At 66.2% G+C, this 26,860-nt stretch carries 18 protein-coding genes, 1 tRNA gene and 1 pseudogene; 10 read left to right on the forward strand and 10 right to left on the reverse strand.

Annotated elements, in window-relative coordinates; translation table 11 throughout:
• Positions 1-194 precede the first annotated feature (194 nt).
• The 3 genes from uvrA to HDG37_RS03670 all read right to left on the reverse strand — a co-directional run bounded on the left by uvrA (position 195) and on the right by HDG37_RS03670 (position 8,897).
• Positions 195-6,143 (reverse strand): excinuclease ABC subunit UvrA, encoded by a 5,949-nt coding sequence (gene uvrA / locus HDG37_RS03660; RefSeq protein WP_184044350.1) that lies wholly within the window; start codon positions 6,141-6,143, stop codon positions 195-197.
• 208 nt (positions 6,144-6,351) lie between these two features.
• Positions 6,352-7,869, reverse strand: coding sequence for an amino acid racemase (locus tag HDG37_RS03665; RefSeq protein WP_184044352.1), 1,518 nt, complete (start codon positions 7,867-7,869; stop codon positions 6,352-6,354).
• A gap of 137 nt (positions 7,870-8,006) precedes the next feature.
• A complete protein-coding gene (locus HDG37_RS03670) occupies positions 8,007-8,897 on the reverse strand; it encodes a LysR family transcriptional regulator (protein WP_184044354.1) in 891 nt (296 codons plus the stop codon).
• A gap of 118 nt (positions 8,898-9,015) precedes the next feature.
• Between HDG37_RS03670 and HDG37_RS03675 the strand changes: the two genes are divergently transcribed.
• Entirely contained in the window at positions 9,016-9,759 is a 744-nt protein-coding gene (locus HDG37_RS03675) for an SDR family oxidoreductase (protein WP_184044356.1), read from the forward strand.
• Positions 9,760-9,843: 84 nt separating this feature from the next.
• Here the strand turns inward: HDG37_RS03675 and HDG37_RS03680 are convergent, their stop codons facing one another.
• The 3 genes from HDG37_RS03680 to HDG37_RS03690 all read right to left on the reverse strand — a co-directional run bounded on the left by HDG37_RS03680 (position 9,844) and on the right by HDG37_RS03690 (position 13,363).
• The gene (locus HDG37_RS03680) at positions 9,844-10,869 is read right to left on the reverse strand and encodes an aldo/keto reductase (RefSeq protein WP_184044358.1); all 1,026 of its coding nucleotides are present in this window, start codon (positions 10,867-10,869) and stop codon (positions 9,844-9,846) included.
• A gap of 68 nt (positions 10,870-10,937) precedes the next feature.
• Positions 10,938-12,677 (reverse strand): tetratricopeptide repeat protein, encoded by a 1,740-nt coding sequence (locus HDG37_RS03685; RefSeq protein WP_184044360.1) that lies wholly within the window; start codon positions 12,675-12,677, stop codon positions 10,938-10,940.
• Positions 12,678-12,787: 110 nt separating this feature from the next.
• A complete protein-coding gene (locus HDG37_RS03690; RefSeq protein ID WP_184044362.1) occupies positions 12,788-13,363 on the reverse strand; it encodes a DUF4142 domain-containing protein in 576 nt (191 codons plus the stop codon).
• 350 nt (positions 13,364-13,713) lie between these two features.
• Here HDG37_RS03690 and HDG37_RS03695 point away from each other — a divergent pair, with 350 nt between their 5' ends.
• On the forward strand, positions 13,714-14,706 hold the full coding sequence (locus HDG37_RS03695) for a chemotaxis protein (protein ID WP_184044364.1): 993 nt from the start codon (positions 13,714-13,716) through the stop codon (positions 14,704-14,706).
• A gap of 37 nt (positions 14,707-14,743) precedes the next feature.
• Here the strand turns inward: HDG37_RS03695 and HDG37_RS03700 are convergent, their stop codons facing one another.
• The gene (locus HDG37_RS03700) at positions 14,744-15,829 is read right to left on the reverse strand and encodes an asparaginase (RefSeq protein WP_184044366.1); all 1,086 of its coding nucleotides are present in this window, start codon (positions 15,827-15,829) and stop codon (positions 14,744-14,746) included.
• 56 nt (positions 15,830-15,885) lie between these two features.
• Positions 15,886-17,148: pseudogene (locus tag HDG37_RS03705) on the reverse strand (MFS transporter).
• Positions 17,149-17,688: 540 nt separating this feature from the next.
• Between HDG37_RS03705 and HDG37_RS03710 the strand changes: the two are divergent.
• The 8 genes from HDG37_RS03710 to HDG37_RS03745 all read left to right on the forward strand — a co-directional run bounded on the left by HDG37_RS03710 (position 17,689) and on the right by HDG37_RS03745 (position 24,471).
• Complete coding sequence (locus HDG37_RS03710) at positions 17,689-20,499, forward strand: monovalent cation/H+ antiporter subunit A (RefSeq protein WP_184044368.1); 2,811 nt, start codon at positions 17,689-17,691, stop codon at positions 20,497-20,499.
• Positions 20,499-20,831, forward strand: a complete 333-nt coding sequence (locus HDG37_RS03715) for a Na+/H+ antiporter subunit C (protein ID WP_184044370.1) — start codon at positions 20,499-20,501, stop codon at positions 20,829-20,831. Before HDG37_RS03710 ends, HDG37_RS03715 begins: the two co-directional genes overlap by 1 nt.
• Entirely contained in the window at positions 20,828-22,618 is a 1,791-nt protein-coding gene (locus HDG37_RS03720) for a monovalent cation/H+ antiporter subunit D (RefSeq protein ID WP_184044372.1), read from the forward strand. Before HDG37_RS03715 ends, HDG37_RS03720 begins: the two co-directional genes overlap by 4 nt.
• Before the next feature lie 2 nt (positions 22,619-22,620).
• Positions 22,621-23,115, forward strand: a complete 495-nt coding sequence (locus HDG37_RS03725; RefSeq protein ID WP_184044373.1) for a Na+/H+ antiporter subunit E — start codon at positions 22,621-22,623, stop codon at positions 23,113-23,115.
• Positions 23,109-23,384 (forward strand): K+/H+ antiporter subunit F, encoded by a 276-nt coding sequence (locus HDG37_RS03730; protein WP_018418609.1) that lies wholly within the window; start codon positions 23,109-23,111, stop codon positions 23,382-23,384. Before HDG37_RS03725 ends, HDG37_RS03730 begins: the two co-directional genes overlap by 7 nt.
• An 8-nt stretch (positions 23,385-23,392) precedes the next feature.
• Positions 23,393-23,785 (forward strand): Na+/H+ antiporter subunit G, encoded by a 393-nt coding sequence (locus tag HDG37_RS03735; protein ID WP_090803870.1) that lies wholly within the window; start codon positions 23,393-23,395, stop codon positions 23,783-23,785.
• A gap of 105 nt (positions 23,786-23,890) precedes the next feature.
• Positions 23,891-24,067: a hypothetical protein gene (locus HDG37_RS03740; RefSeq protein WP_167368631.1), complete on the forward strand. Its 177-nt coding sequence runs from the start codon at positions 23,891-23,893 to the stop codon at positions 24,065-24,067.
• Positions 24,064-24,471 carry a type II toxin-antitoxin system death-on-curing family toxin gene (locus HDG37_RS03745; RefSeq protein WP_221311866.1) on the forward strand — a complete coding sequence of 136 codons (408 nt, stop codon included), beginning with the start codon at positions 24,064-24,066 and terminating at the stop codon, positions 24,469-24,471. Before HDG37_RS03740 ends, HDG37_RS03745 begins: the two co-directional genes overlap by 4 nt.
• 207 nt (positions 24,472-24,678) lie before the next feature.
• Here HDG37_RS03745 and HDG37_RS03750 read toward each other — a convergent pair.
• Together HDG37_RS03750 and HDG37_RS03755 are read right to left on the reverse strand one after the other, a co-directional pair.
• A tRNA-Ser gene (locus tag HDG37_RS03750) sits at positions 24,679-24,769 on the reverse strand.
• 70 nt (positions 24,770-24,839) lie between these two features.
• The gene (locus HDG37_RS03755; protein WP_184044375.1) at positions 24,840-26,858 is read right to left on the reverse strand and encodes a sodium:solute symporter family protein; all 2,019 of its coding nucleotides are present in this window, start codon (positions 26,856-26,858) and stop codon (positions 24,840-24,842) included.
• Positions 26,859-26,860 lie beyond the last annotated feature (2 nt).

Here is a 26,860-nt window from a genome sequence, read left to right on the forward strand (position 1 = left end):
CATTGATCGAACCTCGGATGATTGGATGCAGCGCAGCAATCATGTGTGGCGGACAGGCGACGAGGCGCCGGCCGTTGCAACCTGCGAAGTTGCAACGGCATACCTGATGCGGGCGTCTGGGAATGCGAGTAAACAGTCTGCTGGGGAACGGCATTGCGGCGCGCAACGGCCGCGCCACCGCTCGTCACCTTGCCTCAGCCATTCGTCCCTTCGCCGGCCAGCGTCGACGTAGCGGCCGTGCGCGCGAGCACCGGCCGCAGAGCCGCGCCCGTGTGACTCGCGGCCACGCGCGACAGGCTTTCCGGATCCGTTGCCGCAACGATCGTACCGCCGCCCACGCCGCCCTCCGGACCGAGGTCGATGATCCAGTCCGCCTCGGCGATCACGTCGAGATCGTGCTCGATGACGACGACGCTATGCCCGCCATCCACGAGTCGGTGCAGCACGCGAATCAGCTTCGCGACGTCCGCCATGTGCAGGCCAACCGTTGGCTCGTCCAGCACGTACAGCGTGTGCGGCGGCTTCTGGCCACGCCGCGTGATGTCGTCGCGCACCTTGCTCAGCTCGGTGACGAGCTTGATGCGCTGCGCCTCGCCACCCGACAGCGTCGGCGACGGCTGGCCGAGCGTCAGATAGCCGAGCCCGACGTCTTTCATCAGTTGCAGCGGATGCCCGATGTTCGTAATCGACGCGAAGAACTCGACCGCTTCGTCGATTTCCATGGTCAGCACGTCGCCGATGTTCTTGCCGCGCCACGTGACCGCGAGTGTCTCCGGATTGAAGCGCTGGCCGTGGCAGACGTCGCACGGCACCTTCACGTCGGGCAGGAAGCTCATGCCGATCGTGCGCACGCCCTGGCCCTCGCATGCGGGGCAGCGGCCCTCGCCCGTGTTGAACGAGAAACGCGACGCGGTATAGCCGCGCGCGCGTGCCTCCAGCGTGCCCGCGAACAGCTTGCGGATCGCATCCCACACGCCGATGTAGGTGGCGGGACACGAACGCGGCGTCTTGCCGATCGGCGTCTGATCGACTTCCAGCACGCGGTCGATGCTTTCCCAGCCGGTGACCGAATCGCAGCCCTGCCATATGTGCGTGACGTTCAGCGGCGCGCGCGGCGCCGAGCGCGCGAGCACGCTCGAACGCCGGTTCGCGGCCGGCTTCTCCTGGGCGGCCGCACGCGCGCGGCGCGTGGCCGGCGACGACAGCACCGAGCGCCCGACCGCATCGAGCAGATTGGTCATCAGCACGTCGCGCGCGAGCGTCGACTTGCCGGAGCCGCTGACGCCCGTCACCGCGACGAGCCGCGCGAGCGGAATGCCGACCGTCACGTCGCGCAGGTTATGCAGCTTGCCGCCATGCACAGTCAGCCAGTTCTCCGGCACCGCGGCCGCACGCTTGCCCGGCGCGACGACCTCGCGACGCGGCTGCAGCGGATGCACGATCGGCTGCGCGAGGAAACGCCCGGTCAGCGAATCGGGCTGCGCGGACAGGTCCGCGACGCTGCCCTGCGCGATCAGCGTGCCGCCGCGCTTGCCCGCGCCCGGCCCGATATCGATGATGTGATCCGCGCGCCGGATCGTATCTTCGTCATGCTCGACGACGACGAGCGTATTGCCCTTGTCGCCGAGCTTGCGCAGCGCGTTCAGCAGAATCTGGTTGTCGCGCGGATGCAGACCGATGGTCGGCTCGTCGAGCACATAACACACGCCCTGCAGATTGCTGCCGAGCTGCGCGGCGAGCCGGATGCGCTGCGCTTCGCCGCCCGATAAACTCGGCGCCGCGCGATCGAGGCTCAGATAGCCGAGCCCGACTTCTTCGAGGAACTGCAGCCGGCTGCCGATTTCGCTGATCACGTCGCGCGCGATTTCGGCGTCGCGGCCCGTCATCCGCAGCGTATCGATCCACGCGCGCGTGTCGGACACGGTCCATTGCGCGACGTCGACGATCGCCTGCGAATCGAACGTGACCGCGCGCGCGACCGGATTCAGACGCGTGCCCGCGCAATCCGGACACGGCTCGTCGACGAGTCCTTCCGGTTCCTGCTCCTCCGAGGGCAGGCTCTGCTCGCGACCGCGATTGTCGTCGTCGACGATCGTGTCGTCGTACGCGGCCCGCTGCTCGCGCGTCAGCGACAGCCCCGTGCCGACGCAGCTCGTGCACCAGCCATGCTTGCTGTTGTACGAAAACATGCGCGGGTCGAGCTCGGGGTAGCTCGTGCCGCACACCGGACACGCGCGCTTGGTCGACAGCACCTTCACGTCGCCGAGCTTCGCGGTGGACTCGCCGCCGTTGAGCGCGTCGTGCAGACCGTCGAGCGGCGCGAGCAGATGCATGATGCCTTTACCGATGTCGAGCGTCTGATCGAGCGCTTCGCGCAGCTCCGCTTCGTGATCGGCCGAGATGACGAGGTCAGCGACCGGCAGCTCGATCGTGTGCTCGCGGAAACGATCGAGCTTCGGCCACGGATCGACCGGCACGAACTCGCCGTCCACACGCAGATGCGTATTGCCGCGCGCTTTTGCCCATTTCGCGAGGTCCGTATAGACGCCCTTGCGATTCACGACGAGCGGCGCGAGGAAGCCGACATGCTGGCCCTTGTGATCGCGCAGCAACTGCGCCGCGATCGATTCGGCGCTTTGCGACGTGACCGGCGTGCCGTCGTGAATGCAGTGCTGCAAGCCGAGCTTCACGTACAGCAGACGCAGGAAGTGCCACACCTCCGAGGTCGTGGCGACGGTACTCTTGCGACCGCCGCGCGAGAGCCGCTGCTCGATCGCGACGGTCGGTGGAATGCCGTACACCGCGTCGACTTCGGGCCGTCCGGCTGGCTGCACGATCGAGCGGGCATACGCGTTCAGCGATTCGAGGTAGCGCCGCTGACCTTCGTGGAACAGGATGTCGAACGCGAGCGTCGATTTGCCCGAGCCCGACACGCCGGTGATCACGTTGAACTTGCCGTGCGGAATGTCGACGTCGAGCGCCTTCAGGTTGTGCTCGCGCGCGTTGACGATGCGCACCACGTCCTCGCCTTCGATCGCGCGACGTGCGCGGGCCGCGCTCAGCGCCTTTTGCAGCGGGATGCCCTGGGGCTCCGCCGCGGTTGCGGTGTCCATCGCGCGGTCGTATTGCAGCAACGCCTCGCCGGTATGCGATTCGGCGCACGCTTTCACTTCGTCCGGCGTGCCCGCGCACAACACGCGGCCACCGCCGTCGCCGCCTTCGGGACCGAGGTCGATGATCCAGTCGGCCGCGCGGATCACGTCGAGATTGTGCTCGATCACGATCAGCGAATGACCGCTCGCGAGCAGCTTGCCGAACGCCTGCATCAGCTTCGCGATGTCGTCGAAATGCAGACCCGTGGTCGGTTCGTCGAACATGAACAGACGCTTCGCGATCACCTGCTTCGCGCCGCGTGCGCCGCGCGCCTGTGCCGATTCCGCGAGAAAGCCCGCGAGCTTGAGCCGCTGCGCCTCGCCGCCCGACAGCGTCGGCACGGGCTGGCCGAGCTTCACGTATTCGAGCCCGACGTCGACGATCGGCTGCAGCACGCGCAATACTTCGGCGTCCTGCGCGAAGTATGCCGCAGCCTCGCTGACGGTCAGTTCGAGCACGTCGGCAATGCTCAACCCGCGTGCCGGCTGGTCGCGCTCGATCTTCACCTCCAGCATTTCCGCGCGATAACGGCGCCCGTCGCAATCGGGGCAGCGCAGGTACACGTCAGAGAGGAACTGCATTTCGATGTGCTCGAAGCCCGAGCCGCCACAGGTCGGGCAGCGGCCGTCGCCCGAATTGAAGCTGAACATGCCGGGGCCGTAGCCGCGCTGTTGCGCGAGCGGTGCCTTCGCGAACAGCTTGCGGATTTCGTCGAACGCGCCGACGTAGCTGGCCGGATTCGAGCGTGCGGTCTTGCCGATCGGCGACTGGTCGACGAACACGACGTCGGTGACCTGGTCCGCGCCGTTCAGCGCCTTGAACGCGCCCGGCGCCTCGGTGGCGAGCCCGAAGTGGCGCGCCATCGCCGGATACAGCACGTCCTGCAGCAGCGTCGATTTGCCGGAACCCGACACGCCGGTCACGCAGACGAGCCGCTGCAATGGAATTTCGACCGTGACGTCGCGCAGATTGTGCTCGCTCGCGCCTTCGAGCACGATGCGCGGCGTGCTCGCGTCGACCGCGCGACGCGACCAGTGCGCGGCATCCGCGACATGGCGCCGGCCGCCGAGGTACTCGCCGGTCAGCGTGCCGGTCGAGCGAATCGCCTCGGGTGCGCCGTCGAAAATGATCGAGCCGCCGCGCTCGCCCGGTCCCGGACCCATGTCGATGAGCCGGTCCGCCGCGAGCATCACCGACGGATCATGCTCGACCACGACCAGCGTATTGCCCGCGTCGCGCAGCCGGTGCATCGCTTCGACGATGCGGTTCAGGTCGCGCGGGTGCAGGCCGATGCTCGGCTCGTCGAGCACGAACAGCGTCTTGGTCAGCGACGTGCCGAGCGCGGTGGTCAGGTTGATACGCTGCACCTCGCCGCCCGACAGCGTGCGGCTTTGCCTGTCGAGCGTCAGATAGCCGAGACCGACGTCGCATAGATACTTGAGGCGCGTGCGCACTTCGGCGAGCAGCAGCTTCAGCGCGTCGTCGAGCAACGCGCTCGGCAGCGTGATGCCGTCGAAGAAGCGGCGGATGCGCTCGATCGGCATCAGCATGAGATCGTGCACGGTCAGGCCCGGCAACGCTTCGAGCTGCGCGCGCGACCACTTCACGCCGCGCGGCATGAAGCGCTGCGCGGGCGCGAGCACGTCGTTCGCATTGGCCTTGCTGCCGAGGCGCCACAGCAGCGATTCGGTTTTCAGACGCGCGCCGCCGCAGGTTTCGCACGGCGTGTAGCTGCGGTATTTCGACAGCAGCACGCGGATATGCATCTTGTACGCCTTCGATTCGAGATAGTCGAAGAAGCGTTTGACACCGTACCAATGCGTCTGCCACTTGCCATTCCAGTCCGGCGAGCCGTTGATGACCCAGTTGCGTTCGCGCTCGCTGAGCTCGCCCCACGGCGTGTCGCGGCGGATGTCGGCTTTCGCCGCGTAGCGCATCAGGTCGTCCTGGCACTCCTTCCACGCGGGCGTCTGCATCGGCTTGACCGCACCTTCGCGCAGCGTCTTGCGCGCGTCGGGGATCACGAGACCGAGGTCGACGCCGATCACGCGGCCAAAACCGCGGCAGGCATCACAAGCGCCATAGGCCGAGTTGAACGAGAACAGCGCGGGCTGCGGATCGGCATAGCGCAGATCGCTTTCGGGGCTGTGCAAGCCGGTGGAGAAACGCCAGATGCGCGGCTCGGCGGCTTCGGCCTGCGGCTCGTCCGAGGTAGCCGGCAGCACGTAAATATTGACGCGCCCGCCGCCGCGCTTCAGGGATGCCTCGATCGCCTCGATCGCGCGTGCTTTATCCACCGAGCGCAACCGGAAGCGGTCGGCGACGACGTCGAGCAGCTTGCGCTTGCCGGTCGGCGAATCGACTTCGCGCTGCGCCTGCACGCGCGTATAGCCGCTCGCCGACAACCACTGCTCGACCTCCTGCGCGGACGCCGACTCCGGCAGCTCGACCGGGAACGTGACGACGAGCCGCGGCTCCTCCTGCGCGGTGCGCTCGAGCAGTTCCGCGTAGATCGTCTCCGGCGTGTCGTGCCGCACCAGATACGCGCTCTGGCGGTCGAACAGCTCGGCCGCGCGCGCGTACAGCAGCTTCAGGTGATCGTTGAGCTCGGTCATCGTGCCGACCGTGGAGCGCGAGCTGCGCACCGGGTTGGTCTGGTCGATCGCGATGGCGGGCGGCACGCCGTCGACGCGGTCGACCTGCGGCCGATCCATCCGGTCGAGGAACTGGCGCGCGTACGCGCTGAAGGTTTCGACGTAGCGGCGCTGGCCTTCCGCATAGAGCGTGTCGAACACGAGGCTCGACTTGCCCGAGCCGGACGGCCCCGTGACGACCGTCATTTCGCCGGTGCGCACGTCGAGGTCGACGTTTTTCAGGTTGTGCTGGCGGGCGCCGCGAATGCGGATCGTGCCCTGGATCTTGTTGCCGCTCGGGTTGCCGTCTTGGGGAGTGTCAGCGAGGGTGTCAAGGGTTGCGTCGTTGGAGGACAATTTTTCCGACCGTCTGAAGGAGTGGGTCACCTCTCACGGCCGGCTCTCGCGACCGCGCAAGTTCGGTGCAGCCGGGTCGGCGCGAGGAGCGCCCGGAAGCCTGGCTGTAGGGGGATACTATACTGTATGTTTATACAGTTTTCCATGGCGGGCTCGGGCGCCCTTTGACCTCTGGATCGGCGGCGATGAGCAAACGGCTGCGCCGCGGTCACGCCACCCGACTAGCCGACCGCGCTTTCAACCCGCGAGCACCCGGCATTGCGCAACCCGCCGGTGTGCCACGTGCGACACCGTCGCCAAGCGCATACGCAACGCAACGCCTCGCCAGCACGTCGGTCGGATCGACCAGCCGCACCACGCGCCCGCCCGGACACGCGAGCACCGGTTCGCGCAACAGCAACGGCAACTCCGTGCACGCGAGCACGATCACCTGCACGCCCTGTGCGAGCAGATCGTCGACGGCCGCCGCGAGGTCGTCGCAACAGTCGCCCGCCGTGTGCCCCGCCTTCACGCCGCGCGGGCCGTAGATCGCGTTCATCAGACGCACTTGCGCAGTGGCGGACGGCGCGATCTGCACCAGGCCGCGCGCGTCGAGCACCTGTTCGTAGACGCGGCTCGCGAGCGTACCCGAGGTGGCCAGCACGCCCACTTCGCGTAGACCCGGAACGGTCTCGCGCAGATAATCGGCGGTACAGGTCAGCATATTGACGATCGGCACGCGCAGCGCCGGCTGGAGCCGCTCGACGAACGCATGCGCGGTATTGCACGGAATCGCGATCAGATCCGCGCCGCCGTCCTCGAGCGTCTTGCAGGCCGCGTACAGCGCGAGGGTGGGATCGTCGCCGCGCTCGAGCAGCGCCGCGGTGCGGTCGGGGATCTGCGGATTCTGCTCGACCATGATCCGGATATGGTCCTGGTCGCGCGCGGCCGGCGTGTTGCGCACGACCTTGGCCATGAAATCGACGGTCGCGGCCGGCCCGATGCCGCCGACCACGCCGAGGCGGAACGCCCGCTCCGGCTGCGTGTACTGCGCCGCCGCGACATAGCGCGCATACACCTGGTTCGTATCGACGAGCGGCACCTCAATGCGCCCGAGCGCGCGCAGCACGAGGCCGATCTCCGCGAGCCCCGGCACGATCACGTCGACGCCCTGCGCGACCAGATCCGCGCACGCCGCGCGCAACAGCTCGACGGGCCGCCCGTGCAGGCGCCCATCGCGGATGCCCCCGACACCAAAGACGGCACTCGTCACGCCGTCGAAACCGGTGTCGTTGCGCGGATAGCACACGTCGAACCGCGCGGCTTCGAAGTAGCGCTCGAACAGGCCGTTCGCGCGAATCGCCGCCGACGTCAGCACGCCGATTCGGCGCGCCGACGGATAGGTGCGCCGCACGTGCGCGGACAGCGCGGTCATGATGTTGGCGACCGGCACGCCGACGTTGGCCGCGAGCTCGTCGATGAAGGTGTGGCTCAGAAAGCATGGCAGCACGATCGCGTCGACGCCGCGTTTTTCGAACGCGCGCATCGTGTCGAACACGTGGATCTTGAACTGCGGGTCCGTCGCCTCGGGCGCGGCGGGCCCCTGCCACGCGCGCGGTTCGAAAATCAGATCGAAGGGGCGCGCGGCGCCTGGCCGGCGCGACGCCATGCTCATGCGGCTGAGGATGTCGGCACTGGCGAACTGCGCCGCGCCCGTCGCCACACCCAGCGAACGAAAACGATTCATGATCAGATCCCCCGGTCGTTCCGCGCGTCCACCCTCGATCACGGGCGGCTTTCTGCGCTCTTGAGAATGACATTATGCGAGGCGCACATGTCCAGGCGTTAACCACGAAAACGCATTCCTTTGCGTTTTTCGCTCCCTCAGTTCACCGGCTCGAAAATCTCCCGCAGCCACTGCGCGAACACCCGCACGCGCGACGACAACTGCCGGTTCTGCGGATACAGCACCGACACCGGCATCGGTGGCGGCGGATAGTCCGCCAGAATGACCCGCAGCCGCCCCGCCGCCAACTCGCCATCCACGCGGTAACGCGGTACCTGCACGATGCCGAGCCCGGCGAGGGCCGCGCCCGTGTACAGTTCGGCGCCGCTGACCGACACCGCCGACGGCAGCACGAGCGCGGCATCCCGCCCGTCGACGCGGAATTCGAGCGGCACCGGCTTGCCGGTCGCGCTCGACACGTAGTTGACCGCGCGATGCGTCGACAGCGCATCAGGATCGGCCGGCTCGCCATACGCGGCCAGATACGCGGGACTCGCGACCGTCACCTGCTGCAGTTGCGCGACGCGCCGCCCGACCATCGACGAATCCTGCAGCACGCCCGCGCGCAGCACGCAATCGATGCCCTCGCGCACGAGGTCGACGAGCCGGTCGTCCTCGCCGATCATCAGCTCGATGCCGGGAAAGCGCGCGAGAAACGCGAGCAGCGCCGGCACCACGAAGTGCCGCGCGAGCGTGCCCTGCACGTTCACGCGCAACAGCCCCTTCGGCGCGAGATTGGAAAACGCCCCCTCGGCCTCCTCCAGATCGGCGATCAGGCGCACGCAGCGCTGGTAGTGCGCTTCACCGTCGGGCGTGAGCCGTACCGTGCGGGTCGTGCGTTCGAGCAACCGCGCGCCGAGCCGCTGCTCGAGGCGCTTCATCAGGTTGGTGACGGTCGCGCGCGGAATTTGCAGATCGTCGGCGGCGCGTGTGAAGCTCTGGCGCTCGGCGATCCGCACGAATACGCGCATTTCCTCGAAACGGTCCATAGCGGCCGATTATTAAAGCAAACGGAATGATGATGACGAGTCTAACTGGATTATCTCTGCGCGCAAAGCGTTCATGATTCACCTCACCGATCCACCACCTTCTATGAGGAAACCAGTCATGAGCACGAACCCACAACCGAAAGTCGCCATCGTCACGGGCGCATCGCGCGGCATCGGCACGGCGATCGCACAGCGGCTCGCGAACGACGGCTACGCGGTCGCCGTCAACTACGCATCGAGCGCGGGCGAAGCCGACGCGCTCGTCGGCGCGATCCGCGAAGCTGGCCGCAAGGCGGTCGCGGTGCGAGCCGACGTGTCGAAGCCCGGCGACGTGCGTCGCATGTTCGAAATCACCGAACGCGAACTCGGCAAGGTGGATGTGCTCGTCAACAACGCGGGCGTGATGAAGCCCACGCCGCTCGCCGACACGCCCGACGCACTCTACGACCAAACCTTCGACATCAACGTGCGCGGCACCTTCAACACGCTGCGCGAAGCGGCCGCGCGCCTGAACGACGGCGGGCGCATCGTCAATTTCTCGACCAGCGCGCTCGCGCTGAACCTGCCCGGCTACGGCATCTACACGGCGACCAAGGCAGCCGTCGAAGCGTTCACGCGTGTGTTCGCGAAGGAACTGCGCGGGCGCAACATCACAGTGAATGCGGTCGCGCCGGGACCGATCGCGACCGCGCTGTTCCTCGAAGGCAAGACCGACGAGCAGATCGAGACGTTCGCGAAGATGCCGCCGCTGCAACGCCTCGGCGAGCCGGAAGACGTGGCGGGCGTGGTCGCGTTTCTGGTCGGCCCGGATGCGGGTTGGGTCAATGGGCAGGTATTGCGGGCCAATGGCGGTTTGGCCTGATGGGATGCGCTGGTCCAGCGTGCGGCCGCGCTGGCCCAGCGCATTGCGCCGGCTGCGGCGCCTGGAACGTGGTCGACCCGCCGCTCAAACCGCCTTTGGATTGCGTTCCGCGAAGCCTTCCTGATGCCAGTACGGATACGCGGGCCGCACCGTGCTGGCCGCATCGAGCTTCGCGACCTGCTCCGGCGTCAGATTCCAGCCGACCGCGCCGAGGTTCTGCCGCAGTTGCTCCTCGTTGCGCGCGCCGATCAGCAGCGTCGCGACGGTCGGCCGTTGCAGCAGCCAGTTCAGCGCGATCTGCGGCACGGTCTTGCCGGTTTCGGCGGCAATTTCGTCGAGCGCGTCGAGCACGCGGAACAGATAGTCTTCCGGCACCGGCGGCCCCATGTCGGCGGTCTTGTGCAGACGGCTCGTCTCCGGCAGCGGCTGGCCGCGCTTGAGCTTGCCGGTGAGGCGACCCCAGCCGAGCGGGCTCCACACCACGGCACCGACGCCCTGGTCGACACCGAGCGGCATCAGCTCCCACTCGTAGTCGCGCCCGACCAGCGAGTAGTAGGTCTGATTAGCGACATAGCGCGGATAGCCGTAACGGTCGGCGATATCGAGCGACTTCATCAGATGCCAGCCGGAGAAATTCGACACGCCGATATAGCGGATCTTGCCCGCGCGCACGAGGTCGTCGAGCGTGGACAGCACTTCGGGGATCGGCGTTTTCGCGTCGAAGCCGTGCAACTGGAACAGGTCGATGTAATCGGTTTGCAGACGCTTGAGCGCTGAATCGACCGCCTGGATCAGATGGAAGCGCGACGAGCCGACGCCGTTCGGATCGTCGTCGAAACGAAACGTCGCCTTGGTCGACAGGATCGCCTTGTCGCGCTTGCCCTTCAGCGCCTCGCCGAGCACCGACTCGGACGCGCCATTCGAATAGATGTCGGCGGCGTCGAACATCGTGACGCCTGCGTCGAAACAGATGTCGATCAGACGCCGCGCTTCGGCGACGTCGGTCGCGCCCCACGCCTGGAAAAATTCACCCTTGCCGCCGAACGTACCGGTGCCGAGACTCAGCACCGGTACCTTGAAACCCGATGCACCCAGATGTCTGTATTCCATTGAAGAACTCTCCGTGGCATTGCCGTCGATGAACGGAGGTTCAGTCTACGCGTGTCCGCCAGAACGCGTCACGAAGGCGAGGGGCTCAGATCCGCCAATGCATCGCGCACGGCATCGATCACGCCGCCCCAATCGCCGAGCGCCGGTTGACGGAACAGACGTGCGCACGGATACCACGGCGTGTCGCTGCGTTCGAGCAACCAGCGCCAGCAGGTGTCGAAGCGGTTCAGGATCCAGACGGGTTTGTCGAGCGCGCCGGCCAGATGCGCGGTGGAGGTGTCGACCGAAATCACCAGATCGAGACTGGCGACGAGCGCGGCGGTATCGGCGAAATCGTGCAGCAGCCCGGTGTAATCGGCGACACGTTCACCGTAGGCGCTTTCGGCTAATTGCGGTGCGGCCGCGCCCTTCTGCACGCTGAAGAAGCGAACGTTCGGCACCTCGAGGAGCGGCGCGAGTTGCTCGAACGTGAGCGACCGACGCGCGTCGATCTTGCGCAGCTCGGCGATATGCGCGCGGTTCTCGCCGGCCCAGACGAGGCCGACTTTCAGCGGCCTGATTGCGTCGGCATCCGCGTTGATGTTGCCGTCGTGTTCGATCCGCTCACGCCATTCGCTGACGGCCGCCGGCTGCGCAAAAAGATAAGGCGTCGCCGCCGGAATGCTCGCTTCGTTCGTGCCGAACGCAAGCGGCAAGCTCAGCAGCGGGCAATGACAATCGAACGGCGGCAACGGCTGCCCCGCTTCGATCAACTGATCGACACCATCGAGCGTCGACAGCAATCGCAACAGCGCGCCCGGCACTTCGAGCACGACCTTCGCGCCGAGCTTCGCCACGAGCGGCGCATAGCGGCAGAACTGCAACGTGTCGCCCAGGCCCTGCTCCGCATGCAGCAGAATCGTTTTGCCGTCGAGCGGAACATCGCCGAGCCACAACGGCTGCGCGAACGCGCGCCTGCCGTCCTTGATGCGGCTGCGCTCCCAACGCCATTCGTATTCGCGCCAGCCGGTATCGAAGCGGCCCATTTGCAGCAGGCACAGCGCCTGGTTCCAGTGCGTTTCGACCGACACCGGATTCAACGCAAGCGCGCGCTGATAGCTCGACAACGCCTGTTCGCGCTGATTCAGATCGATCTGCGCGAGACCGAGGTTGTTCCATGCATCGACGAAAGCAGGCGCAAGTTCCAGCGCGCGTTGGTAGCAGTGTCGTGCTTCGTGCGGCTGGTTCAGATCGCCGAGCACGTTGCCGCGATTGCTCCACGCATCCGGATAGTTCGGCTGCAACGCGAGCGCCTGGTCGCAGCTATCGAGCGCATCGGCATAGCGGCCGAGGTCGCGCAGCACGCATGCGCGATTGTTCCACGCCGGCGCAAACTCCGGCACGAGCGAAAGCGCGCGTTCGTAGCTCGCGAGCGCATCGAGCGGACGGTTCAGCGCCGCCAATGCGTTGCCGCGATGGTTCAACGCATCGGCGAATTTCGGCTGCATCGCGAGCGCCCGCCCGGCACACGCGAGCGCTTCGTCATGGCGCTGCAACGCGTTCAGCGCATAGGCGAGATTCGAATGCACGGCCGGCTGTCTCGCGTCGACCACGAGCGCCTTCTTCAGCAGATCGATGCCTTCCTGCAAGCGGCCCGTTTGCAGCGCGAGTTCGCCGAGCCAGCGCAACGCGTCGCCATGCTTCGGCTTCAGTTCGAGTATCTCGCGATACATCTCCTCGGCTTCGACGAGCGCGCCGTTCTGCTGGAGCGCGACGGCTTGTCGAAGCAGATGGTCCAACTGTTGCGGCAGACTGGCGTGCTTGCTCATGCGGTACCTGGAATCGGAGGCGCGAAGAATCGTCGGAAGAAGCGCACGATTATCGCCGAAAAGCCCGGGTTCGAAGTACCGCCGCCTGCCGCGTAGCGACGTGACGCCGCTTATTGCGCGGCCACGGACAGATGCTTGCGCTTCGCGAGATCCTGCGCCATCGCATAGTGCTGCTGGATCGTCGGCAGCGCCTGTTTCGCGGCGGCCTTCAACTGCTCGTCGCGGCCCGCTGCGAGTTCCGCCTGGAAAGCGGACAGTGCCTTCTGTTCACCCGCGAGCGCGACCTGCTCGATGTACACCTTGTCGAAGTCCGCGCCGCGCAGATGGTTGATGCTTGCGAGCACGGCCGCATCGGGATCGTTCTTCGGCACGTCGACACCGCGCGGACTCGCCGCGCGCAACGCGTCGGTGATCCTGGCGTCGTCGCTCGACACGCGCTCGGCGAAGGCCTTCACGTCGCGGTCGGCCGAACGCGCGGTGGCGATACGCGCGGCATCGCGCTGCGTCGCGACGGCTTGCGTGCCGTCCGCGATGAAGGTCTGGTCGGCGGCATGCAGGCGGCCCGTGTCCGTGGACGCGGCACTCTGCGCGCTGGCCACCGAGGCGGCCGTCAGAAGACCACCGAAGCAGGCAACGGCGGCGATGCGGGCCAAAGCGACGGAAGGGACGGAAGGCAGGCGGATCATACGTTCTCCTTGAGGTGAAAGCATCTGAAAGCAAAACGACGGGCACGTGTGCGCCGCGAACGAAGCGGGCGATGCAAAACGCTGCGGACTGCTTGCGAGCCCAGCGCGGCGCCACGCTTTTATCGCTGCCGATTCTAGAAGCCACGCCGTCGGGCAGGTGAAACGCTGCTGTCGCTTCTGTAACCTTAGGTAACCCTCATATGAATGCGCACACGTTTGCCGTATTCGCGTGAATCGCGCGCGCCGCTCGACGCTGCCACGTAGTGCTGAATTTTTCGCCATCGGCGCCGATAACCAGATACAGGCACGCTCAGCACCGCTCAGCACCGCAATTCTGGAGAACGATTCCGATGGCAGACGACCACCGTGCCAATCACGAGCGCCACACCGAACGCAGCAACCTGACGAGCTCCAACAAGTTCGAGCTGCTGCTATACCGCCTCGGCCACGTGCCCGGCAGCGACGCGCACGAGTTGTATGGGATCAACGTGTTCAAGGTGCGTGAAATCTCGACGATGCCGACCGTCACGCCGATCGCCGGATCGTCGCCTTACGTGATGGGCGCGGTCGACATTCGCGGGCAGATCATCCCCGTGATCGATCTGCCGCGGTTGATGGGCTGCGAGCCGACGCGCGGCCTGAACATCCTGCTGGTCACCGAATTCGCGCGTTCGACGCAGGCCTTCGCGGTCGAGGAAGTCGACGACATCGTGCGGCTCGAATGGAACCAGGTGCTGTCGGCCGATGGCTCGGCGGGCGGCAAGCTCGTCACGAGCATCGCGCGCATCGACGGCAATACCGGCGACTCGCGCCTCGCCCAGGTGATCGACGTCGAGCAGGTGTTGCGCGACGTGTTCCCGTCGCAGCATCCGAGCGTCGATCCGGCCTCGGTCGGCCAGGCGCTCGGCATCCGCCGCGGCGCGAAGATCCTCGCCGCCGACGACTCCGGCTTCGCGCGCAAGCTGATCGAACAGGCGCTCACCGCGATCGGCGCTGACTACATCATGACGAAGACCGGCGAGCAAGCGTGGCAGACGCTGCAGCAGGTCGCGCGCGCAGCGCAGAAAAACGGCGCGCGCGCGAAAGACACCATCGCGCTCGTATTGACCGATCTGGAGATGCCGGAGATGGACGGCTTCATGCTGACACGCCAGATCAAGGCCGATGAACGCACGCGCGATATTCCGGTGATCATTCACTCGTCGCTGACGGGCGCGGCCAATGAGGCGCATGTGAAGAACGCGGGCGCCAACGGCTATGTCGCGAAGTTCGCGGCGAGCGAGCTCGCCGACGCGATCCGTGATGCGCTGGGCGCCGCGCCGGCGAAGGCGGCGGCGGTTTGAGGTCTGGGGTGTCGAGCAGTGAATCGGGTCGCCGCGCTCAACGATGCGCGGCAAGCTCGATCGAGAAGTCCATCCGGCCGATCTCGACGCCCATCGTGTTGAGGCGCTGCGGCGCATGAAAGCCGTCGAGCGCCGCGCGTTGTTCAGGCGTACCGATATCGAGCACGGCGAGCAACTCGGCGGTGACCGCGTAGAGCACGGCGGGATTGCCGTCCTCGATCTTCAGCGCGATGCCTAGCGCACCCTTCGCGCCGAGCCGCGCGGTCTGCCGCGATGCCCGTACGCCGATCGCATAGCTGCCGTCCGCGCCGACCTTGCCGACCAGCGCGCCATCGAAAACCTGCATCAGCAGCGTACAGAAGCGCCCCTCCCCGCCGACCAGTTCCGGGTACGACGTCATCGCGCGATAGATGCGCGCGAGCGCGGCCGCGCGCGGCGTCGTCGCGGCGGCTTCGGTTTCCTGTTGATCCTGCGCCGCCGCGAGCTTCGCGAACAGACGTGCGAGCCGGTCGAGCGCAAACGCCGGCGTCGGCAGATTGCAGCCGTCGATCGCCCATTGCACGCCCTCGTCGGGCAGATCGCAGACGCTCGCGACCGTCTGCTTCACACGCACCTGCAACGGATGCCCGGGCAGCTCATAGCCGGCGAGCGCCGCGCCGATCGAACCCGCGCCGGCCAGCATGCCCGCGTGCTTGCCCGAACAGTTGCTGCATACGCCGGTGGGCGTAAAGCCGCGCCGGATCCAGTCGACGTACACCGCATCCGATAACGGCGGATGGCCGCCGCAACGCAGATCGGCCTCGCTCGCCTGCGCTTTCGCGAGCATGCCGCGCGTGCGTTCGATATGACGCGGCTCGCTGCTGTGCGATGCGCACATCAGCGCGAGATCGGCTTCGTCGAAACCGCAACGCTCGAGCGCGCCGGTTTCGAGCACCGCGAGCGCCTGGGCCGGCTTCGCGGCGGAACGCGCGAGCGTCATGCGCGCGGCGTCGCCGAACGAATACAGCAGACGACCGTCCGCATCGACGACCGCGACGTGCGCGAGATGCGTGTTCTCGACGGATTCACCACGATAGATCGTCGCCGCGACCGGCGCGGCGGGGTGCAGTTCGGACTGGCTCATGCGGTTCGTCTCCTCGTCGTGTCATGGATCGGGCGATGGCGCCCAGGCCCTTGCAATCAGGCGCTCGCCGCGAGCGCCTCTTCGCGCTCGAGCGTGCGCGTGTGCCGCAGTTCGGGAAAGAACCGCATCCACAACAGCGCGATCGCGATCGTCGCGACACCGCCGACCAGCACCGCCGGCTGCGCGCCCCACAATCCCGCGGTCAGGCCCGATTCGAACTCGCCCAATTGATTCGACGTCCCGATGAACAGCGAATTGACCGCGCTGACGCGGCCGAGCATTTCATCGGGCGTGCGCAATTGCACGAGCGACAGCCGCACCACCACGCTGATCGTGTCCGACGCGCCGAGCGCCATCAGCGCGAACAACGACACGAGGAACTGATGCGACAGCCCGAACACGATCGTCGCGATGCCGAACGCGATCACGCCGCCGAACATCGCCGCGCCGGGCCGGTTGCGCAATGGAAAATGCGCGAGCCAGATCGTGCCCGCGAGCGCGCCGATCGCCGTGCCCGAGCGCAACAGGCCGAGACCCAGCGGGCCCGCGTGCAGCACGTCGCGCGCGAAGATCGGCAGCAACGCGGTCGCGCCGCCGAACAGTACCGCGAACAGATCGAGCGACAGCGCGCCGAGAATCACCGGCTCGCGACGAATGAACGCGATGCCCGAAAAGATCGATTCGAGCGTGACGGGCGCGCGGCTCGCCGGCTTCACCTCCAACGGAATGCTCCACACCGACGCGGCCGCCGCCGCGAACGTCAGCGTGCACGCGAGATACGCGGCACCGGGACCGATGCCGTACAGCACACCACCGAGCGCGGGCCCGGCGATCTGCGCGGTCTGATTGGCGGACGTCGCCCACGCGGTCGCCTTCGGCAGATAGCCGCGCGGCACCACGGCCGGCAGCAGCGACGCCACGGCCGGCGATTCGAACGCGCGCGACGCGCCGACTCAGGCAGCCAGCACGTAGATGACCGGCGCGCTGATCCAGCCGCCGAAGGTGCCGATCGCGAACAGCAATGCAGCGACACTTTCGAGGCTCTGGCAGACGGCGGCGATGCGGCGGCGATCGTAACGATCGGCGACATGGCCGACGACGAGCGTCAGCAGGAACATCGGCAGAAACTGCGCGAGGCCGACGAGGCCAAGTGCGAACGCGCTATGCGTGAGCGCGTAGACATGCCAGCCCATCGCGACCGCGAGCATCTGGAACGACAGCGACGACAGGATGCGGGTGCACCAGAAACGCTGGAACGGCGGGTGTTTCGGCAGGCTGAAATGCGGGGAATCGGCGGGATCGATGGAGGCTGGGGGCATCGGTTGTTGCTCGTGACGGGGCGCATCGGGGCGTGGGTTGGGCGGGCGCTAGTTTAGAGCAAGACCGGAGGGCATGCACAAAGGAGGCTGATCTCGAACCAGTGGAGACGCCCATCGTCGAAATGGGGCGCCATACCTAAACCGTAGCCCGGCACATCGGACACCCATGTGCCATCGAAAAGATTGAAAGCCAAATTGTGGCCTGGCTCTTCAGTTGCAGACAGATCCAGTTCAGTTCCTTTCAATTTGGCGCCTCGATTGATCGTCAAGTTTGCCGATTACGGTGCATCAGCGCGCCGCATGTCACGCGACGGGTGTCAAATCGAACGCGCGTCCGCATCAATGGGCATGATTGGGCATCAGTCGGGCTCGCCGCGCGCTTCGCAGTGCGTATATTTATGCTTGATGTATCGATGTGAACTGCCGGCCTGTTTGCGGCTATGATTGTGCCCCGTGGGCAGCCGCCCGGCTGGCGGCACGCCGGCCCAGTCCCACCGGCCAGCCACACCGTCTAACACTCGAACTCCCGGAGGGCATCCAATGGTACTGGGGTGGCTCGTCCTACTTCCGTTCATGGCCGCGGCGCTCATTGCGCTCATTGCGCTCACGAGGCCGCGCGCCGCCGCGCTCTGCACCTGGATCGCGTTCGCGACGGCGCTGTTCGGCTGCGCGCTGCTGCTGAGCGAGCGCGTGGGCATGGGCGACCACGACGTGCTGCAATGGCGCCATGAGTGGATGCCCGACATCGGCCTCGCGCTGTCGCTGCGCCTCGATGGCCTCTCGTTCATGTTCGCGTTGCTCGTACTCGCGATCGGCCTGCTCGTCTTCATCTACGCACGCTACTACCTCGCCGGCAGCGATTCGTTGCCGCGTCTGTACCTGCTGCTACTGCTCTTCATGGGCGCGATGCTCGGCATCGTGCTGTCGAACAACCTGCTGCTGCTCGTCATCTTCTGGGAACTGACGAGCCTCGTCTCGTTCCTGCTGATCGGCTTCTGGCCATCGCGGCCCGACGCAAGGCGCGGCGCACGCATGGCGCTCACCATCACCGGCGCGGGCGGTCTCGCGCTGCTTGCGGCCGTGCTGTTGCTCGGCCACGTATGCGGCAGCTACGAGCTGAACGACGTGCTCGCCCAGCTTGACAAGGTGCAGCACGATCCTCTCTACCCGGCCATTCTGCTGCTCACGCTGTTCGCGGCGTTCACGAAGTCGGCGCAGTTTCCTTTTCACTTCTGGCTACCGCACGCGATGTCGGCGCCCACACCCGTGTCGGCCTATCTGCATTCGGCGACGATGGTGAAGGCCGGCGTGTTCCTGCTCGCGCGTCTCTATCCGCTCTTCGAAGGTACCCACCTGTGGGCTTACACGGCGACAGTGGCCGGGCTCGTCACGCTGGTGGGCGGCGCGGGGATGGCGTTGTTGCAGCGCGATCTGAAGGGCCTGCTCGCCTATTCGACCATCAGCCATCTCGGCCTGATCGTGCTGCTGTTCGGCCTCGACACGCAGCTCTCGACTGTCGCCGCGCTCTTTCACACGATCAACCACGCGGTGTTCAAGGCGTCGCTCTTCATGGCCGCGGGCATCGTCGATCACGAAACCGGCACGCGCGATCTGGGCCGTCTGCGCGGCCTGCGCAGGTACATGCCGCATACGGCCGTGCTCGCGAGCGTCGCGTCGCTGTCGATGGCCGGCGTGCCGCTGCTCAACGGTTTTCTCTCGAAGGAAATGTTCTTCGGCGAAACACTCGCGCAAAGCATGTTCGGGCCGCTGAACCTCGCCGTGCCGGTCATCGCGATCGTGGCGGCGGCGCTCTCCGTGGCGTACTCGCTACGTTTCGTCTGGGGCGTGTTTTTCGACGGCGAGACGCCGCGCGATCTGCCGCACTATCCGCCGCACGAGGCGCCGCGCTTCATGCGGCTGCCGGTCGAGATTCTCGTGGCGCTATGCCTGCTGATCGGCCTGTTCCCGCAGCAAATCATCGGCAGGCTGCTCGAGTCGGCCGCGTGGGTCACGCTCGGCGGCAAGCTGCCCGACTACAGCCTGAGCCTGTGGCACGGCGTCAATACGCCGCTCGTGATGAGCGCGGTGTCGTTCGCGGCGGGTGCGGCGCTCTTTTTCCTGCGCCGCAATGCGTTCCGCCACCGTCGCACGGCGCTCACCGAGTTGAACGCGAGCGAAATCTTCGACCGCTTCGTGCAGCGTCTCGAACAGTGCGCCGGCGTGATCGTGCGCTTGTTCGAGACGCGCTCGCTGCCGGCCTACCTCGCATGGATGATCGCGGCGATGCTGATCGTGCCGGGTGTGCCGCTCGTCGCGCTCGACACCTGGAGCGGCAGCCACACGCGCCTGCCGCCCGATCCGTTCACGCTGGGCGGCCTCGTGCTGATGGCGTTGCTCGCCGTCGGCGTGGTGTGCGTGCGTGCGCGCACCCTTTACGCGCTCGTGATGCTGAGCACCTGCGGCCTGCTCGTGTCGCTCGCCTTCGTGCGCTTCTCCGCGCCCGATCTCGCGCTCACGCAGATCTCCGTCGAACTGGTCACGATCCTGCTGCTCGTGCTGGCCGTCTATTTCCTGCCCGCGCTGCAACGCGCCGTCGAGCCGCTCCCCGTCCGGCTGCGCAACGGCGTGCTCGCGCTCGCGGGCGGCGCGCTGCTCGGCGCCGTGTCGTACAGGATCATGACGAGCGCGCCGCTGCCAGGCATCGCTCCGTACTTCCTCGCCAATGCGCTGCCCGGCAGCGGCGGCCACAACGTCGTCAACGTGATCCTCGTGGATTTCCGCGGCTTCGACACGATGGTCGAAATCAGCGTGCTCGTGGTCGCGGGGCTCGCCGTCAAGGCGCTGCTGCGCGGGCTGCGCCTGAAGTCGCCCGATGCGGGGCCGGATGGCCGGCCATGGTCGTCGCAATCGCATCCGCTGATGCTCGCGATCCTCGCGCGGCTGATGCTGCCGCTCACCGTGCTCGTCGCCGTGTTCGTGTTCCTGCGCGGCCACAACCTGCCGGGCGGCGGCTTCATCGCGTCGCTGATCCTCTCGATCGCGTTGTTGCTGCAGTACGTCGCGAGCGGGGTGCTGTGGACCGAGTCGCGCATCCACCTCAACTACCGCGCGCTCGCGGGCTTCGGCATTCTGATCGCCGCGGCCACGGGGCTCGGCAGTCTCGCGTTCGGCCAGCCGTTTTTGACCAGTGCGTTCGGGCACCTGCACGTGCCGCTGATCGGCGAGATCGAACTGTCCACGGCGATGCTGTTCGATCTCGGCGTAACGGGCGCGGTGGTCGGCACGACGCTCACGATCGTCTCGCACCTCGGCGTGCGCGACAAGGACATGCAGTCCGTGGAGAAAAGCTGATGGAAGCCGCCTTTGCCATCGCGATCGGCGTGCTTTGCGCGTGCGGCATCTACCTGCTGCTGTGCGCACGCGTGTTGCCGGTGATTCTCGGCATCACGCTGTTCTCGTATGCGATCAACCTGTTCCTGCTCGGCATGGGCCGGCTTGCGATCGGCAAGCCAGCGGTCATCGCGGCGGGGGCGCAATACGCCGATCCGGTGCCGCAAGCGCTCGTGCTGACGGCCATCGTGATCGGCTTCGCCATGACGGCCTTCACCGTGGTGCTCGCGCTGCGCTCGTTTTCGATCACGGGCAACGATCACGTCAATGGCGAGGAGGCGCGCGGCGAATGAACCACGTTCTCCTGCTCCCGATCCTGATTCCGCTCTTTGCCGCGGGCGTCATCGTCGCGCTGCCGCTGCGCGCGAAACGCCTGCAACGCGCGCTGAACGCGCTCGCCATCATCGCGCTGCTGCCCGTCGCGTGCCTGCTGATGGCGCGCGCCGCGCAAGGCGAGATCGCCAGCTACGCGCTCGGCGCATGGCCCGCGCCGTTCGGCATCGTGCTGGAACTCGACCGGCTCGGCGCGCTGATGCTGGTGCTCACCGCCGTGCTGGCGGTCTGCTGCCTGCTCGGCACCTCGAGCGAGGACGCGAGGCGCGGCCGCTATTTCCGTGCGCTGTTCCAGTTCGAGCTGATGGGCCTGAACGGCGCCTTCCTCGCGGGCGATCTCTTCAACCTGTTCGTGTTCTTCGAGCTGCTGCTGATCGCGTCGTACGCGCTGCTGCTGCATGGTGGCGGCGCGCGACGGGTGCGCAACGGGCTGCACTATCTGTTGATGAACCTCGTCGGTTCGTCTTTCTTTCTGGTCGCGATCGGCGTGCTCTACGGCGTCACGGGCACGCTCAACATGGCCGACATGGGCGAACGTCTGGCGCGTCTCGGTCCGGAGTCGCTGCCGCTCGCGCAGTTCGCGGGCGCGACGCTGATGCTCGTGTTCGGCCTCAAGGCCGCCGTGTTTCCGATGTCGTTCTGGTTGCCGCAGGCCTACCGCAGCGCCATCGGCCCGGTGGCCGCGCTGTTCGCGATCATGACCAAGGTCGGCATCTATGCGATGCTGCGCTGCGACGCGCTCGTGTTCGGCGCGGCGGGCGGCGTGCTCGATGCGTTCATGCATCAGTGGGCGTGGTGGCTCGCGATCGCGACGATCGTGTTCGGCGCGCTGGGCGCGTTGGCGGTGTCGAGTCTCAAGACCACGACGGGCTATCTCGTGCTGGTTTCGGTGGGTCTGCTGATCGCGGCGATCGCACTACAGACGCCGCTTGCATGGAGCGCGCTGCTCTACTACCTGATCAGCACGACGCTCTGCACAGGCGCGCTGTTCCTGCTCGCCGACACGCTCGAACCCGAGCAAGCCCCGACCCCGCACGCCGCCCATGCCGCCCATGCCGCCGTTTCCGCCGATGCCAATTCGATCGAGCCTGGTTCGCTCGAAGCGCTCGACGACGCAGGCGCGGCGGCCATCTCGCCCGCCCCGGACGGCGAAGCGGTGGCGACGCTGGCGCGGGTGCAGCCGCTGCAGGTCGAGACGGCCGGCGCGCTCGCCGTGCTGGTCGGGGAACCGGCTCGCACCGAAGCCGAAGCCACGGTCGAAGCGGTCCCGCGCACGCATGCACCGTGGCCGTCGAACCTCGCCGCGCTGCTCTATCTGATCGCCGCGGTGGGCGCCGCGGGCCTGCCGCCGCTGTCCGGGTTCCTCGGCAAGGCGATGGTGCTGGCCGCCACGCCGCTCGGCGCGGCAGTCGTGCTGTGGCCGGCCGTACTGCTGTCGAGCCTGCTCTCGATCGTCGCGCTGAGCCGCACGGGCACGCGCCTGATGTGGGCCGCGCCGGCCGCGCGCGCCGCCGCCGGCAAAGAGGAGCGCGCACCGCGTGGCAGTAATGCGAAGCTCGCCGCCTGCGCGGTCCTGCTCGGCTGCGTCGTGGCCATCACGCTCGGCGCGGGCGCGGTGCGGCACTATCTCACCGATACGGCGACACAGCTATTCGATCGCGCCGCCTACGTGCGCGCGATCCTGCCCGCGGCGCGCTCCTCGCCACCAGCGGCCGCCGCGACCACGGCCGACGCACAGGGGAACTGACGATGTTGAAAAGGCTCTTCCCCCACCCGTGGCTCGCGGTCTTGCTGATCATCTGCTGGGTGCTGCTGATGAACGACCTCTCGCCGGGCACCCTGCTGCTCGGCGCCGCGCTCGGCTACGTGATCTCTTTTCGCGTCGCCGAAGGCTTGTGGCTGCGACCGGTGCGCTTCGGCCGACCGTGGCTGCTCATGCTCCTCGCCTGGCATGTGTTGGTCGATATCATCGTGGCCAACGTCGAGGTCGCGCTGCTCGTGCTCGGCCCGACGCAGCGGATGCGCCCGGCGTTCATCGAAGTGCCGCTCGACAGCACCCACGAGATCGCGCTCACGGTGCTCATCAGCGTGGTCTCGCTGAGCCCGGGCACGCTGTGCGCCGAACTTAGCGACGACCGCACGCGCCTCTCCGTACACGTGCTCGATCTCGGCGACGAAGCCGCACTCATCGCGCGCATCAAGTCCCGTTATGAAGCCCCTTTGATGGAGATCTTCGCATGCTAGCCATCGTGATTCCGATCTCGCTCGCGATCCTCGGCATCGCGTTCCTGCTCGCGCTGTGGCGCCTCGTGCGCGGGCCGTCGCTGCCCGATCGCATCGTCGCGCTCGACACGCTCAACATCAATGCGATCGCGTTGATCGTCGTGTACGGCATCAGCTTGCGCTCGACGGTGCTCTTCGAGGTTGCGCTTCTGATTGCCGTGATGGGTTTCGTGGGTACCGTCGCGCTCACCAAGTACCTGCAGCGCGGCGACATCATCGAACTCAACTAGCGTGGGGTATGCCGATGGAAACTTTTGTCGAAGCGATCGTTTGTTTGCTGCTGCTGGCCGGCAGCCTGTTCACGCTGGTCGGGGCGGTCGGGCTCGCTCGGCTGCCCGACTTCTTCATGCGGCTGCACGGTCCGACCAAGTCGACCACGCTCGGTGTAGGCGGCATCGTGCTCGCGTCGGTGGTGTATTTCAGCGCGCATAACAACTTCGCGAGCCTGCATGAGTTGCTGATTCCGGCGTTTCTGTTTCTCACCGCGCCGATTAGCGCACATATGCTGGCGAAGGCTGGGATTCAGCAGGGAGTGACGCTGTCGGAGGCGACGCGGGGGCGGCCGCCTGTTACGGGCGCTTGCGCGGAACGGGGGAATACGGGGGAGTTGCGGGAGGGGGATGAGGGGTGATGTGGTAAACAGCACCGTTCAGGAAATTAAACTTGTGTGTAAAATCGCCATTAACAACGATGTGACAGCCCCTTAAAACCCAACCCCGAAGGAGATTCTATGGTCATGAAAGGAAAGACCGGGAACATCCACGGAGTCGAAGTCAAGGCCCGGGCAGGCGTACAGCTCCCGACAACAAAGGTCAATGCAAGCTCCGCGGATGGTCGTAAGCAGATCCTCAATGCAGCCAAACGCGTGTACGAACAGCATCATGCTGTCATTCAAGCGCTGGCAAAGAGATGATTCTTGATGCGGGTATGGTCGTGATCGTGCACGACTTTATTCTCTCCCGCGAACCAGGACTCGTTGGCACGACGAACAGGGGCACCTTGGAGGGTGCCCTTGGTCGTATTGAGAACCGCATTCACTATGGCGGACTGGAGGATGTCTTTGAGATCGCCGGGCTTTACGCAGAAGCGATCGCGCGCGGACACGCTTTTTCGGATGCCAACAAGAGGACGGCGCTGGTTTCGGCGTTAACCTATTTGCTTATTGAAGGGTACGCAGTCCGTCGTACTCAGGCGCTCGAAGAGATCATGGTTGACGTGGCTGAAGGCAGGCTTGACTACCAGGATCTCGCAAACATATTTTCTTCTCTTGCCACGCCGATCGAACTGCCAGCAAGCCTTAGGCATAGGCCTGAATGAGCCCCGCCCCGAGCGGGGCGTTTCATTTGTTCCCCGGTAAGTCTCTTTGTCGAGCCGAGCCCCGGAAAAACCCGACCTGTGTTGTTCGTAGACGACGCATCGAAATGGCCGCCGGCGGGTGGGAAATTGCACCGCGTGCATGCGTGTGGGTAGCGGTGTTGGTAGAAAAGAAAAACGGGCCGAAAGGCCCGTATTCATTGGATATCCTGGCGGAGAGAGGGGGATTCGAACCCCCGATAGGCTATTAACCTATACACGCTTTCCAGGCGTGCGACTTAAACCGCTCATCCATCTCTCCGGCGGGGAGCCGAATTATAGCAAACTTCGCGCCCTGCGCCACACCCTGGTCAAAGCCCCGCGCAAACCGCCTACGGATGCCGGATATAGTCGACCAGCGCGATCGTGTAAGCGTCCGCCTTTCGATCGAGCAAACTCACCCCGATCGCCACGAGAAAACCCGCCGGCACACCGAACACGCCCGAACTGATCGGCTCGATGCCAAACCAGCGCGCACCTGTGAATCCCGTCATCTGCGTGAAGAACGGATACGTCGACACGATGTAGTAGATGCACACGACGAGCCCCGCGACCATCCCCGCCACCGCGCCGAGCCGCGTCGTGCGTTTCCAGAACACGCCGAGCACGAGCGCCGGAAACAGACTCGACGCCGCCAGCGAAAATGCCGCCCCGACCAGAAACAGAATATTCCCCGTATTCAGCGACGCCACGTACGACGCGAACAATGCGACACCCAGCAGCAGAATCTTCGAGATCGTCACGCGCCGCTGGCTCGACGCGTTCGGATCGACCATGTGGTAGTACACGTCGTGCGATAGCGCGTTCGCGATCGTCAGCAGCAGACCATCCGCGGTCGATAGCGCCGCCGCGAGCGCCCCCGCCGCGATCAAGCCCGACATCACATACGGCAGCCCCGCGATCTCGGGCGCCGCGAGCACGACCATATCGGGCTGCATCTGGATCTCGCTCCAGCGCACGATACCGTCGCCGTTCGTATCGGCGAGGCTGATCAGGCTCGGTTCGACCTTGCGCCATTGCATCAGCCACTGCGGCAGATCGGCGAAATGATGGCCGACCAGATTCGACAGGATCTCGTACTTGATCAGCACCGCCAGCACCGGCACGGTCAGATAGAACAGCGCGACGAAAAAGAGCGTCCAGCCGACCGAGCGCCGCGCCGACGCCACCGAAGTCGTCGTGTTGTAGCGCGTCAGGATATGCGGCAGGCTCGCCGTGCCAAGCGACAGACACAGCAGCAGCGATAGAAAGTTACGCGCGTGCGTGCTCCGGTCTTCCTCACCGACAGCAGGAAACGGTTCCTGCATCGGCACCGGCGCGCTCGCCCGCATCAGCATGTCGTCGCGCTTCTGACTCCAGACGATCTGCGCGGCGGCGGCATCGCGCGGAAACTGTTCGAGCGCGCGCTCGCGCTCCTTGATCTCGCGCAACGGACCGTTACGGCGGCGCAGATCGCCGACCTCCTGCGTGAGCCGCTGCTTTTCCTCGATGAACGATTGCGGCAGCGTATCGAGCCGCAGTTGCATCAACGCGGCGCGGCGTCGATAATCGTCGCGCACGCGCTCCTCGAGCGGCGCGTCGCGCACCTGTTTCTCGAGCCCTTCCATGCGCTGCATCAGGCGCCCATAGCTGAATTGCGGCACCCAGCCGAGGCCGTCCTTGTGCGCGATCATCGATACCGGTATCAGCATCGCGAGGATCAGGATGACGTACTGCGCGACCTGGGTCCACGTAACGGCACGCATGCCGCCCAGAAACGAGCACACCAGAATGCCCGCGAGCCCGCAGAAAATGCCGACCGTGAAATCGACGCCGATAAAGCGCGTCGCGATCAGGCCGACGCCCTGGATCTGCGCGACCAGATAAACGAACGAGCACAGGATCGCGGCGAGCGCCGCAAGGCCGCGCACCGCGTTGCTCGAATAGCGCGTGCCGAGAAAATCGGGAATCGTGTAGCGCGCGAGCTTGCGCACATACGGCGCGAGCAGGAACGCGACGAGGCAATAGCCGCCGGTCCAGCCCATCAGGTACGCGAGGCCGTCGTAGCCGGTCGCGTAGATCGAGCCGGCCAGACCGATGAACGACGCGGCCGACAACCAGTCGGCCGCGGTCGCCATGCCGTTGAACGCCGACGGCACGCGCCGCCCCGCTACGTAGTATTCGACCAGGTCGGACGTGCGCGACAGCACGCCGATCACCGCATACACCGCGATCGGCACGAACAGGAACACATAGCCGATCCACACCCCGGGACCGGTGCTGCGCTCGATGCGCCACATCACGTAGACGAACAGCAGAAAGCCGAGCGTATAGAGCGCGTACGAGCGGATCAGCCGATGCGTGAGCTTCATCG

Origin of the sequence: Paraburkholderia sp. MM5384-R2 (assembly GCF_014201025.1) — a bacterium.
Classification (GTDB): Bacteria; Pseudomonadota; Gammaproteobacteria; order Burkholderiales; family Burkholderiaceae; genus Paraburkholderia; species Paraburkholderia tuberum.

Excerpts from the sequence above, each read along its gene's own strand:
- HDG37_RS03665 (WP_184044352.1), bottom strand. The coding sequence starts at position 7,869 with ATGAATCGTTTTCGTTCGCTGGGTGTGGCGACGGGCGCGGCGCAGTTC.
- HDG37_RS03670 (WP_184044354.1), bottom strand. The coding sequence starts at position 8,897 with ATGGACCGTTTCGAGGAAATGCGCGTATTCGTGCGGATCGCCGAGCGC.
- HDG37_RS03675 (WP_184044356.1), top strand. The coding sequence starts at position 9,016 with ATGAGCACGAACCCACAACCGAAAGTCGCCATCGTCACGGGCGCATCG.
- HDG37_RS03680 (WP_184044358.1), bottom strand. The coding sequence starts at position 10,869 with ATGGAATACAGACATCTGGGTGCATCGGGTTTCAAGGTACCGGTGCTG.
- HDG37_RS03685 (WP_184044360.1), bottom strand. The coding sequence starts at position 12,677 with ATGAGCAAGCACGCCAGTCTGCCGCAACAGTTGGACCATCTGCTTCGA.
- HDG37_RS03690 (WP_184044362.1), bottom strand. The coding sequence starts at position 13,363 with ATGATCCGCCTGCCTTCCGTCCCTTCCGTCGCTTTGGCCCGCATCGCC.
- HDG37_RS03695 (WP_184044364.1), top strand. The coding sequence starts at position 13,714 with ATGGCAGACGACCACCGTGCCAATCACGAGCGCCACACCGAACGCAGC.
- HDG37_RS03700 (WP_184044366.1), bottom strand. The coding sequence starts at position 15,829 with ATGAGCCAGTCCGAACTGCACCCCGCCGCGCCGGTCGCGGCGACGATC.
- HDG37_RS03710 (WP_184044368.1), top strand. The coding sequence starts at position 17,689 with ATGGTACTGGGGTGGCTCGTCCTACTTCCGTTCATGGCCGCGGCGCTC.
- HDG37_RS03715 (WP_184044370.1), top strand. The coding sequence starts at position 20,499 with ATGGAAGCCGCCTTTGCCATCGCGATCGGCGTGCTTTGCGCGTGCGGC.
- HDG37_RS03720 (WP_184044372.1), top strand. The coding sequence starts at position 20,828 with ATGAACCACGTTCTCCTGCTCCCGATCCTGATTCCGCTCTTTGCCGCG.
- HDG37_RS03725 (WP_184044373.1), top strand. The coding sequence starts at position 22,621 with ATGTTGAAAAGGCTCTTCCCCCACCCGTGGCTCGCGGTCTTGCTGATC.
- HDG37_RS03730 (WP_018418609.1), top strand. The coding sequence starts at position 23,109 with ATGCTAGCCATCGTGATTCCGATCTCGCTCGCGATCCTCGGCATCGCG.
- HDG37_RS03735 (WP_090803870.1), top strand. The coding sequence starts at position 23,393 with ATGCCGATGGAAACTTTTGTCGAAGCGATCGTTTGTTTGCTGCTGCTG.
- HDG37_RS03740 (WP_167368631.1), top strand. The coding sequence starts at position 23,891 with ATGAAAGGAAAGACCGGGAACATCCACGGAGTCGAAGTCAAGGCCCGG.
- HDG37_RS03745 (WP_221311866.1), top strand. The coding sequence starts at position 24,064 with ATGATTCTTGATGCGGGTATGGTCGTGATCGTGCACGACTTTATTCTC.
- HDG37_RS03755 (WP_184044375.1), bottom strand. The coding sequence starts at position 26,858 with ATGAAGCTCACGCATCGGCTGATCCGCTCGTACGCGCTCTATACGCTC.